This is a genomic window from Kitasatospora sp. NPDC057198, assembly GCF_042670125.1.
In the GTDB taxonomy this organism is placed as follows: domain Bacteria; phylum Actinomycetota; class Actinomycetes; order Streptomycetales; family Streptomycetaceae; genus Kitasatospora.
Map to the genome: position 1 here is coordinate 1 of NZ_JBHUWH010000318.1, position 9,450 is coordinate 9,450.

Below are 9,450 nucleotides of genomic sequence, written 5' to 3' on the forward strand. Positions count from 1 at the left end.
CTCCTAATCTTGGCCACCACTGACAGTGGGCCAGGCCCCGCCGCCAGGACACCGGGTGTGCGTCCTCCCCGGTGCCGAGGTCCGGTAGTGCCGTGTTCCGAGAGGGAGTTCCGTGATGGTTCCGAGAATCCGCAGCCGTTCCGCGGCGCCCCCGGTCATCGCTCTTTGCGGCAGGTGCGTCCCCGCGCAGTAACCGCGGCGGATCACCATGATCGGGTTCCGCGCCTCCTCTTCCCTTTCCCGGAGGCACTGTGATCTTCCGTCCGATCGTCCCGCAGGAAATCAACACCGTACTGGCCCAGGTGCGGCCCGATCCGTCCACTGCCGTCTCGGCGGACATGGTCCGAGCACGCCTGGCCGACGGCGAGTACCGGCTCAACTGGATCTGGGTGGCAGAACCCTGCCCCGGCCGGGCACCGCTGGCGGTCGCCATCTGGTGGGGCAGTCCGGCCGAGGCCCGTCCGAGCAGTCTGGACGCCCTGTTCGCCCGGTCCGATCCCCTGTGGTCGTTCGCCGCGCCGCGCCGGCGAACGCCCTCGGTCCCCGAGCCGATCACCGACCCGCGCAGCGCGGTCGCCGCCGCCCTGCTCGTCGCCGCCCACCGGGTGTTCGCCGCCGACGGTTTGGCCCCGCCACCCGACTACCACCTCCTCCTGCCGTCCGGTTGGCGCGACCGGCCGGAGGTCGCCGCATCGGTCGCATGGCGACGCAGGGCGGCCGAGGCCGCCGGCCTGCGCCTCAGCGTCGAACGGCTCCGTTTCGAACGGTCGACGGGGCGCCCCGTCCCTTCCTTTTCCGACCGGCTGCTCTTCACCCCGGAACCCGACGACGAGGTGTTCGTGGACCTCTTCCGTCGTTCACTGCTGAAGACTCTGGACACCCTCTCCATCCGGCAGGTGCTGCGCACCGGCACGGCGGTTCACGCCAGGAGCGAAATCGCCTTCTACCGCCGGGAAATGCGCGGCCGACGCTCCTGGTGGCGAATAGCGCGGACAGCGGCGGGGCAGGTGGTCGGATTCGTCATCCCCTCCCACAACTCCGTCGTCCCGATGGTGGGGTACCTCGGGGTTCTGCCCGAGTTCCGGGGCCGGGGCTACGCCGCGGAACTCCTCGCCGAAGCGACCCGGATCCTGGCCGCCGAAACCCCTTCCGAGGTGGTCCGGGCGGAAACCAACCTCACCAACCACCCCATGGTCGCCGCCCTGGAGCTGGTCGGTTATCGCGACCGCATCCGCCGACTGGTCTTCTCCGCCGCCTGACCGACCGCCCCGGTCGTCCCACTGCCGACGGGCACCGTACAACGTCCGCTGCCCTGCCTCCGAGAGGAGAACCTCCCATCAGGTACGACTTCCAGCACAGCACTCCGCCGGCCCGCCGGCTCGGCTCAACCGAGCGAGAACGCTCCGTTCGGGGGCGGGGGCGAGTCCTCGGCCGTCGCATCCGTGACCGGCTCTGCCGCCTGCTCCGGCGTGTCCGTCAGTCGGGCGGGGAACGGGTCGGAGGCGAGCAACCGGGCCATCTCGCCGGTGGGGAGCGGCTCGTCGGAGCCGATCAGCAGCACGTTCCCGTAGCGCCGGCCCCGCAGCACCGCAGGCTCGGCGACCAGGCAGACATGGGCGAAAACGGCCGCGACCGTGGCGCTCTGGGCCCTGGCGAACGCGAGCGGCGGCCCGTCCGCCAGGTTCGCCGCGTAACAGCCTCCGGGCCGGATCGCGGCAGCGGCCGACCGCACGAACTCGACACTGGTGAGGTGCGCCGGTGTTCTCGAGCCCCGGAAGACATCGGCCACCAGTACGTCGACGCTGGCGGGTGCCACGGATTCGAGCGCCGCCCTGGCATCTCCGACCGTCACCTCGATACCGGACGGCCAGGGAAGGTGCTCGGCGATGAATTCGATCAGCTGGCCGTCCAGTTCGACCACCTGCTGTCGCGAACCGGGGCGGGTCTCCGCCAGGTAGCGGGGCAGGGTGAGCGCGCCACCGCCCAGGTGCAGCACGTCCAACGGTTCACCGGGGGCAGCGGCGACGTCCAGCAGGTGCGCGATCCGCTGCACGTACTCGAACTCGAGGTGCGTCGGGTCCTGGAGGTCGACGTACGACTGCGGAGTTCCGTCGAGGGTGAGCAGCCAGCCGCCGTCGAGGTCGATGTCGGGCATCAGCTTCGCAGTGCCCAGCGCCACCTCGCGCTCCACCGGTCGCGGATCCGCCCCGCCAGCGGGCCCGCTGCTCATCGGACCGGCCTCCGGAGGGTGACGGGGCGAAGAACGGTCGACGAGGGGAGAGCCATGCGGGCAGCTTAGGCCCCACCAGGGCGGTCCTCCCAAACGGAGGCGGCTACCGACCGGTATGGTCGCTGGGGTGGTACCGCCCGGGGTGGTCCCGGGCGGCGCGACGGAGCGGGAAGTGGATGTGGCTGGCGTGGAATTCCGTGAAGACATCCTGGGAGCCCCGTACGAGGCGGCGGAGCTTCCGCTGCTCCCGGACGAGGAGGGGGAGGTCAGCGCCACCCTGGTCCGCCGACTGGTCGGAGGATCCCGTCAGGCGGTGCTGTACCTGCACGGTTACAACGACTACTTCTTCCAGACCCACCTGGCGGACCACTTCACGGCCAGCGGCTTCTCCTTCTACGCGCTGGACCTCCGCAAGTACGGCAGGTCGCTCCGCCCGCACCACTCACCCAACTTCGTGAAGGACCTCCTCGCGTACGACGAGGAGTTGGACGAGGCGGTCCGGATCATCCGGGAACTGGACGGCCACACCCGGCTCCTGGTGAACGGACACTCGACGGGCGGGCTGGTCGCGGCCCTGTGGGCGGCCCGCCGGGCGGGCCGCGGACTGGTCGACGGCCTTTTCCTCAACAGCCCGTTCCTTTCGATGCCCGCCGCTCCGGCCGTACGGACCTTCGGCGCCCCCGCGCTCGACGTCATCGGGCGGGCAAGGCCCACGCGGAAGCTTCCGGCGCCGCTCAACCCGCACTACGTGCACAGCCTTCACCGCAGCCACCGCGGCAGTTGGGAGTTCGACCTCGCCCTGAAGCCCGCCGAGGGCTTCCCGATGTTCGCCGGCTGGCTGGCGGCGATCCAGCGCGGCCACCGGCAGGTGCGCCGCGGGCTCTCGATCGACTGTCCGGTCCTGCTGATGGCTTCGACCGCCTCCACCGTCACCAGCCGGTGGGACCCGGCGCTGATGCACACCGACGCGGTGCTCCGCGCCGACGACATCGCCGCGTTCGCACCACGCCTCGGCCGGCATGTCACCACCGTCCGGATCCGGGGCGGGGTGCACGATCTGGTCCTGTCCGCCGATCCGGTCCGGGCCGAGGTGTTCACCGAGTTGGACCGCTGGATGACCGCGTACTTCCCCACCCCCTGACCGTACGACCCGAAGCGGAGGCAGGACCGGGGCAACGGCAGCGGACTCGGTCCTGAGGCTGAGCGTCCGGCGTCCGTGTCCGCAGGTGCTCAGGATTCGGTTCGGTGGCGCTTCCGGCGGCCGCCCGGCTGCCCCGGGCCGCCCGTTTCCCCGCGGAGGACGGACACCACGCCGAGGCCGGCAGCACTGACCGGCACGGCGAGCAGGGCCCCGATGATTCCGGCGATCCCGGACCCGGCCACCACCGCGATCATGATGGTGGCCGGGTGGAGTTCGACCGTCCGGCTCTGGATGAGGGGCTGCAGGATGTTCCCCTCGATCATCTGTACCGCCAGCACCACCCCGAGGGCCCACAGCGCGGTGCCCAGCCCGCCGTTCGCCAAGGCCACGAGGACGGCCACCGTCCCCGAGAGGAAGGCCCCCACGAAAGGGATGTAGGCCCCCATGAAGACGAGCGCGCCGAGCCCGGCCGCGCCCGGGACGCCCAGGAACAGCAGACCGATGGAGATGAAGGTGGCGTCGATCAGTGCGATCAGGGTGGTGCCCCGCATGAAGCCGGCCATGGCGGTGAACGCCTGCTGACCGCAGGCGATGACCGTCTCGGCGTGTCGGCCGGGGATCAGTTCGTGCATCGCGTCACCGAACCGGTGGCCGTCCCGCAGGAAGAAGAAGACCAGTGCGAGGGAGAGCACTCCGCCGGTCAGCAGTTGGGTGACCAGCCCGAGTCCGGACAGGACGCCGTTGGCGAGCGAGTCCACCAGGGTGCTCCCGGAGCCGGAACTCTGCTTGAGCGCGTACTGGACCTTGTCGCCGAACGGGCCCAGCCAGGAGGCGATGCGGTCGCCCGCCTGCTGAAGCCCTGAGGCAATCTGCGGTGCGCTGTTCACCAGGGAGTTGACCAGCAGCGCGATCCCGCCGGTGACCGCGAGCACCAGGATCGCGCAGGTCAGTCCGGCCGCCACGCCCCGTTTGACGCCACGGCGCACCAGCCAGGGCATCACCGGGTAGAGCAGGGCCGTCGCCAACAGCGCGACCAGCATCGGAATCGTCGCGGCCCGCAGTTCCACCACTACGAAGACCGCGAAGGCCGCCACGGTGATGAAGAGGATCACCGCCGCGGACCAGGCAGCAGTCGACCGAATCGTCGCAGGAAGCATCTGGAACGGTCGCCGGTCGTCCGGACGGGCCACGCCCGGGACGACCGCCGAGACCGCTCCGGACGCTCCACCGTCTCCCGAGGAGGGATTCCCCCGTGTTGCCGTTCTCCCCGCCGCCCCGCTCGAGGCACCGCCGCGCCCCGCAGGATCGCCCACGCGACGACCGACGACCGGTGCCTGCGGCTCCGCCTGCGGGTGATCCCCGCCGTCCGGGGCGTCCGGCCTCTCTCCTCCCCGCTGCCCTCGGCCTTCTTCGCCGCTGCCTCCGGCATCTGAACGCGTCGACGGATCCGGACGGTCACCGGGGTCCTGCGGGTTCGGGGAGCCCTCTGCCGTCACCGCCACCTCCGCAGCCAACACACCGTCATGATCGTCTTATTTCAACAGACAACGGTCATGCCGATGGGCAGGAGCCGACGGCGTGGCGCACTTCCCTGGCCGATCGCCCCTCGTCGGACGAGGCGACGGCCCGGCTCGCCGGCAGCGCCCGCCGGCTCCCCCGCTCCGACGTCGGAGGCGCTTCCTGCGAGGAGTCAGGCCCGGTACTGGTCGATCGTCCGGCGCAGCAGTGCGATCCGGTTGGAGGTGAGCGAGTCGACCCCGAGGGCGAGCAGCCGCCGCATGGTGCGGCGCAAGTCGACGGTCCAGGTCGCCAGGCCCATCCCGGCGTCGTGCACGGAAGCCACCAGCCGTTCGTCGACCAGGCCGAAGGGCGGATTGAGGAAGCTGGGGCGCAGCTCGGCGAGCAGCCGCTGCTTGGGCAGTTGGAGGCGGTTCCAGGTCAGGGAGATCTCCGCTTCGGGCGCCAGTTCGCGCACCGCGAGCATGGCCGCGACCGGTCCGCAGAAGGCGACCCGGTCCTGCAGTCCGAGCTCGCTGACGGTCCGCCAGGTGGCGGCGGCCGGGCCGTCCTCGTCAAGGTCGATCATCAGGCGTGCACCGCCCGCGGCGGCGACAGCCCGGAGAGCCTCGTCGAGAGTGGGGATCCGGAGCCCGGGAGCGGCCACTTCCTCCAGTTCCTCGAGTGTCACGCGGTCGATCCGGCGCGGGTCGTTCCACAACCGTTCGAGGGTCTGGTCGTGCAACAGCACGGGCACCCTGTCCCGGGTGAGCCGCACGTCGACCTCGACGTCGTCGGCTCCGGCGGTGAGGGCCGCGCTGACCGCCGGCAGGGTGTTCTCGCGGTGCAGGTACGGGTCACCACGGTGGGCGACGGCGCGCACGCGGCTCTTCAACGGGGTCTTCCTCTCGCACGGTCGGAATGCTCACGGCGCTGGCCGCTCCACCACCGGTCGGCCGCGGACCTCCGCATCCTAGGCGGCGTCAGCTCGCGCCCGGCGCCCGGCTGCCACTACCGGCCGAACAGCAGGTCGGCGAAGCCGACATCGGCACGGGGGCCGGCGTGGGACAGCGCGGCAGGGTCCGGAACAGGACGGCGAGGCAGTCCGTCCGGCCCTGCCCGGTCTCAACGCCGCTCGACCACGACGTTGGTCGATTTGATCACCGCGGTGGCGGGCGCCCCGGGCACGAGGCCGAGCTCCTCGGCGGAGTCGCGGCTGATCAGGGAGACCACCCGGAACGGGCCGGCCTGGATCTCCACCTGCGCGGCGACGTCTCCCAGGACGACAGCGGTCACGATCCCGGGAAAGCGGTTCCGGGCCGAGGACCGCCCTTCCACCTCGCCGTTCTCCGGCCTGGCCAGCTCCCGGGCGAAGGCCGCGAGTTCCGCCCCGGCGATGATCCGGTGGCCGTGTTCGTCGCGCATCGCCGGCAGTCGGCCCGCGTCCACCCATCGCCGCATGGTGTCGGCGCTCACCCCGAGCATCGAGGCAGCCTCGCCGATGCGGTACGGGTGGACGGGCCGGTCGGACGTGACCATCGATGCGGCTCCCGGGCGATTCGAGGAAGGATTGGCGGACCCCGCCATCCTGCCGTACCGACAGCCCACCCCACGCACATCCCGCCATCACCACCCGGCCAGTGACCACCCGGCCAGTAGCCGTCCGACCAGTAGCCGTCCGGACAGTGCGTATCCGGGCGACAGCCGCCCACCCCGGCGGCAGGCCGCCCGCGCAGCGGAACGGACCGCGTACCGGCCCGGCATCCCACCCGGCAGCGGGGCGGCTGCGGCGCAGCATCACCCCGGCCGGGAGCGGAACCGCGGGTCGGTGCAGCCGACCGGGCGTCAGCCGGGTCTGCCGGTGTGGTGCGCGGCGGGCCGTGGGTCCGCGTCCTGGGGTCAGTCCCCGCCGAACAGCTCCCGCCGCACCGCGTCCCCGGCGATCAGCACCGCCCCGGCCAGCACGGCGCCGCCGCCCGCGGTGCCGGCCCGGACCTCGGTGGCGAGCGGGGAGAGTCGGGTGAGGTGGTGCTCCACCCTGCCGGCCAGTTCCGGACCGCCGGCCTGTCCGATCTCGCCGCCCAGCACCAGGCATCCCGGGTCGAGTACGACGCAGATCGCGGAGGCTCCGACCGCGATCCGCTGTGCCAGCTCGTCCAGGAAGCCGTCGGCACCGTCCTCGACGGCCTGTCGCACGACGGCCGCGGCGGCGGGTTCCCGGTCCTCGACCCGGACGCCGGCCTCGTCCTCCGCAGCCACGTCCTCACCCTCGCCGGGTTCCGCCGTGAGCCCGTGGCGGGCGGCGAGTGCGCAGATCGCGGCGCTCGACACCATGGAGTGGAACCCGGCGTCGCACTTCGTGGATTCGGGCAGCCCGACGGTCCCGGGTACGGGCAGGAAGCCGATCTCGCCGGTGCCGCCGGAGGCCCCGCGGCGCAGGCGGTCGTCCAGCACCACGGAGGCGCCGACGCCGTACCCGAGCCAGATCAGCGCGAAGTCCCGCCTGCCCCGGGCCGCGCCGAGACGGTGCTCGGCGATCCCGGCCAGGTTGACCTCGTTCTCCAGGATCACCTCCATCCCGGGGCGGGAGCGCAGTGCGGTGAGCAGCTTGGTGTGCCACTCGGGCAGCTTGCCGGAGTTGTTGAGCATGCCCGTCGCGGGGTCGACCAGTCCGGGGGCGCCGACGGCCACGGTGTGCAGTTCCCGCGCCCCGACTTCGGCCGCGGTGGCGAGCAGTGTCTCGACGGTGCGCTCCACCAGCAGGTCGCCGTCGATCGCCCCGTTCACCGTCCCGCTCGCCGGCCCGGCGTCCGCGCCACCGCCTGCTCGCTCCGCAGCTCCCGTGCCCTCCGCGGCTGCCGCACCGCTCGCGCCCTCCCGGCCGGGTGCGGAGGCGAAGGCGGCGATGGTGGCGGTACCGAGGGTCCGGCCGGTCAGGTCGGCGACCACCAGGCTGACGCCGCTGGAGCGGATGTCGATCCCGGCGAGGTGGGCGCGGTCGGCGACCAGTCCGTACAGGCGGGCGTTGGGGCCCCGGCGCAGCGCGGCGCTCTCTCCGGCGTGGGCGACCAGGCCGCTGCGCTGGAGTCGTTCGAGCAGGTCGGCGACGGTGGGCCGGGAGAGCCCGGTCAGCGTGCGCAGGTCGGACGCGGTGAGTGGGCCCCGTTCGAGCAGCAGGTCGAGGGCGAGCCGGTCGTTGATGGCCCGGGCGGTGCTCGGCGTGGCAGTACGAGCGGTCGTCATGAGCCTGCATCCTTCCAGAGGTTTCTATCAGGCAGGGTCCCTGATAGTTTATTGCCATCCGACCGACCCAAGGGGGAGCCCATCATGGGCGAGACTCTCAAGGACGTCCAGCGCGCAAGGGTGAGCGTGGCGCTGGTCTTCGCCGTTCACGGTGCCGTCACCGGCACCTTCGTCACCCGCATTCCGTGGATCAAGGACCACCTCCACCTGAGCCCCGGCCAACTGGGCCTGGCCCTGGTGTTCCCGGCGATCGGCGCGTCGACGGCGATGCCGCTGGCGGGCCGGATCGTGCACCGCCTGGGTGCCCGGACGGCGTTGCGGGGCTTGCTGACGCTGTGGTGCCTGTCCCTGGCGCTGCCCGCGTTCTCCCCCCACCTGGTGGTGTTCTGCCTGGCCCTGTTCCTCTACGGCGCGACGGCCGGCATGTCCGATGTCGCGATGAACGCGCAGGGCGTCGAGGTCGAGAAGCGGCTCGGGCGGTCGATCATGTCCGGTCTGCACGGCATGTGGAGCGTCGGGAGTCTGGTCGCCTCGGCCTTCGGCGTGCTGGCGGCCCATCTGCACGTCGACGCCCGCGTCCAGTACGCGGTGACCGCCGCGATCCTGGTGGTGCTCGCACAGGTGGTCACCCGCGGGGTGCTGGACGTCCGACCGACCGCGAACGAGGAGGCTCCGCCGCGTTTCGCCCTGCCGCCGAAGGAAGCACTGGTCATCGGCCTGGTCGGGTTCTGCGCGGTGTTCGCCGAGGGCGCGTCGATGGACTGGAGCGGGGTCTACCTCAAGGACGTCACCGGCGCCTCCTCCTCCATCGCCGCCGCCTGCTTCACCGCCTTCGCCGCCACCATGGCGGCGGCCCGCCTGGCCGGTGACGCGGTCGTCCGCAGGCTCGGTCCGGTGCGTGCCGTCCGACTGAGCGGCGTGGTCGCCGCCGGCGGCGGCCTGCTGGTGGTGTTCGCGAGCACCCCGTACCTGGCCATCCCGGGCTTCGCGCTGATCGGCATCGGCATCGCCGTGGTCGTTCCGCTGGCGTTCGCCGCCGCGGGCCGGGCGGGCAACAACCCCAGCCAGTCCATCGCCGGTGTCGCCACCATCACCTACACCTCGGGCCTGGTCGCTCCGGCCGTGGTCGGCGGCATCGCGCAGGCCAGTTCGCTGACCGTCTCCTTCATCGCGGTCACCCTGCTGGCCGCCGCACTGATCCCCTCCGCGACGGCGATGCGGCACCGCGAGCCGGCCGACTCCCCCGTCGCGACCTCCGGCTCCTTGGAGCCGATCCACTGACGGACGACCGGACAATGGGCGGACGGACGTCCGTCGAGGGGCGCGGAAGATCCACTTC

Annotated in this window: 8 protein-coding genes; 3 read left to right on the forward strand and 5 right to left on the reverse strand. The window is 72.0% G+C overall.

The window, feature by feature from the left end:
• The first annotated feature begins 251 nt into the window (after positions 1-251).
• Positions 252-1,259, forward strand: coding sequence for a GNAT family N-acetyltransferase (locus tag ACFUEL_RS28205; protein WP_380239584.1), 1,008 nt, complete (start codon positions 252-254; stop codon positions 1,257-1,259).
• 125 nt (positions 1,260-1,384) lie between these two features.
• Here ACFUEL_RS28205 and ACFUEL_RS28210 read toward each other — a convergent pair whose 3' ends face one another.
• Entirely contained in the window at positions 1,385-2,230 is an 846-nt protein-coding gene (locus tag ACFUEL_RS28210) for a spermidine synthase (RefSeq protein ID WP_380239585.1), read from the reverse strand.
• A gap of 187 nt (positions 2,231-2,417) precedes the next feature.
• Between ACFUEL_RS28210 and ACFUEL_RS28215 the strand changes: the two genes are divergently transcribed.
• Complete coding sequence (locus tag ACFUEL_RS28215) at positions 2,418-3,371, forward strand: alpha/beta hydrolase (protein ID WP_380239586.1); 954 nt, start codon at positions 2,418-2,420, stop codon at positions 3,369-3,371.
• An 89-nt stretch (positions 3,372-3,460) separates the two neighbouring features.
• Here ACFUEL_RS28215 and ACFUEL_RS28220 read toward each other — a convergent pair whose 3' ends face one another.
• From ACFUEL_RS28220 to ACFUEL_RS28235, 4 genes are all read right to left on the reverse strand, one after another.
• A complete protein-coding gene (locus ACFUEL_RS28220; protein ID WP_380239587.1) occupies positions 3,461-4,483 on the reverse strand; it encodes an AI-2E family transporter in 1,023 nt (340 codons plus the stop codon).
• A 578-nt stretch (positions 4,484-5,061) separates the two neighbouring features.
• Positions 5,062-5,763: a glycerophosphodiester phosphodiesterase gene (locus ACFUEL_RS28225; RefSeq protein ID WP_380239588.1), complete on the reverse strand. Its 702-nt coding sequence runs from the start codon at positions 5,761-5,763 to the stop codon at positions 5,062-5,064.
• A gap of 230 nt (positions 5,764-5,993) precedes the next feature.
• On the reverse strand, positions 5,994-6,407 hold the full coding sequence (locus ACFUEL_RS28230; protein WP_344550307.1) for a helix-turn-helix transcriptional regulator: 414 nt from the start codon (positions 6,405-6,407) through the stop codon (positions 5,994-5,996).
• Between the two features lie 360 nt (positions 6,408-6,767).
• Complete coding sequence (locus tag ACFUEL_RS28235) at positions 6,768-8,111, reverse strand: ROK family transcriptional regulator (RefSeq protein ID WP_380239589.1); 1,344 nt, start codon at positions 8,109-8,111, stop codon at positions 6,768-6,770.
• Between the two features lie 84 nt (positions 8,112-8,195).
• Here ACFUEL_RS28235 and ACFUEL_RS28240 point away from each other — a divergent pair, with 84 nt between their 5' ends.
• The gene (locus ACFUEL_RS28240; RefSeq protein ID WP_380239590.1) at positions 8,196-9,392 is read left to right on the forward strand and encodes an MFS transporter; all 1,197 of its coding nucleotides are present in this window, start codon (positions 8,196-8,198) and stop codon (positions 9,390-9,392) included.
• Positions 9,393-9,450: the final 58 nt, after the last annotated feature.